This is a genomic window from Variovorax sp. WDL1, from assembly GCF_001541225.1.
Lineage (GTDB): Bacteria > Pseudomonadota > Gammaproteobacteria > Burkholderiales > Burkholderiaceae_C > Variovorax.
The window spans coordinates 3,746-5,237 of sequence record NZ_LMTS01000344.1 but is presented as its reverse complement, the minus strand read 5'-3'; the positions used below and the strand labels follow the sequence as shown (position 1 = coordinate 5,237).

2 protein-coding genes are annotated in these 1,492 nt (G+C 63.4%); one reads left to right on the top strand and one right to left on the bottom strand.

Going from position 1 to position 1,492, the window contains the following annotated elements; translation table 11 throughout:
* Nucleotides 1-687: CoA transferase (locus tag APY03_RS38470; protein ID WP_157103528.1), on the top strand; the 687-nt coding region annotated here is incomplete at its 5' end.
* A gap of 311 nt (nucleotides 688-998) precedes the next feature.
* Here APY03_RS38470 and APY03_RS45195 read toward each other — a convergent pair.
* Nucleotides 999-1,492: tyrosine-type recombinase/integrase (locus tag APY03_RS45195; RefSeq protein WP_232324567.1), on the bottom strand; the 494-nt coding region annotated here is incomplete at its 5' end.

Here is a 1,492-nt window from a genome sequence, read left to right as displayed (position 1 = left end):
GAAACGTCACTTGGCTTCGCCGAAAATTTGCACCAGAGCCCGCTGTTCTACCGCGAGCGCACCGGCATCGGGCAGCGGGTGGAGGTACCGATGTTCGAAGGCATGCTCTCCATCGTGCTGGGCGAGCACCTGGCGGGCGAGCTGTACACCCCGGCCACGGCGCCTGCGGGCTACCAGCGCAGCCTCGCGCGTGACCGCCGCCCCTACGAGACCAGCGACGGCCACATTTGCGTGCTGGTCTACAACGACAAGCACTGGCGCAGCTTTTTCGAGGCCATCGGCCAGCCCGAAGTGTTCGAGCAGGACGAGCGCTTCGGCAGCCAGGGGATGCGACTCACGCACATCGACCACGTCTACGGCTTCCTTGGCGAGACCTTCCTTACGCGCAGCACCGCTGACTGGCTTTCACTGCTGGAACGCGCCGACATTCCCGCGGCGCGCATGTATAGCATTGATGACATCCTGGCCGACCCGCACCTGGCCGAGACCGGCTATCTGCAGCAGGTGATGCATCCCAGCGAAGGCGAGATTCTCGACACGGCCATCCCCACAGAGTGGTCGCACTCGGTGCCCGAGCGGCGGCGCCATGCGCCGAAACTGGGCGAGAACACGGTGGAGGTGCTGCGGGAGTTCGGCTATGGCGAAGAGCGGATTCAGGAATTGCTGGCCGACGGATCGGTGAAATAGAAGCGCCTGAAATGCGCGGGCTCCAACTCTACGCCCAGCGTCGGCGGGCAGCGCCTTCATCGCCAATGGTGATGCAGATGTGAGCCGCTCTGCTGTCGCGCGGTGCACTGATCGACACAGCGTAGGCACCACACGAACAGACCTGGATCGGGAGAGCGCGCGAGTGACTTCCCGATCTTCGTTCGTTCGTTGAGCGACGACATTTCAGGAAGTCGAGCGTTCAAAGGTCCGCTGCTCGCAGCAAAACCTAGCCGCGGGTAGCAGACAAACCTAGCGTTCGAGTAGTCCGGCAGGTTCGCTGCAGCCCGCCATCACTCAACGGCTGCATCATCCCCGTCGAGCATGCGGCTTGCCTTGCGGTCGAGAGGATCTTCTGCGCGGTAGTAGCCCATGAAAGTCTCGTAGTGGCGATGGCCGGTCATGGCCATGGCGTCTGCCGGATCCATCTTTCGCCGGCCCGCCTCCGTCACGAAGCCCGATCGCAGCGAGTGCGCCGAGAAGTCGCCGGGAAGGCCGGCCTGCAGGCATCGGCGCTTCACAATCTTGCGCACGGCGGTCGGGTCTAGCGGCTCATCAAGCACCTTTCCGCCCTTGAGGATGCGCCGGAAGATCGGGCCTTCGGTGATGCCGCTTACCTCGAGCCAGGCGTCCATCGCCGCGGCGGCCTTTCCAGAAACAGGCTTGGCGTCATCGGGGTTCTCCTTGCCGTCCTGGTTCGTCTTGGAGTGGCCCAGCTTGTAGAGGTATCCGCGCGAATCGACCTTGCGGAGGTTCTCCATGATTGCATCTGCAACTTCAGAACGCC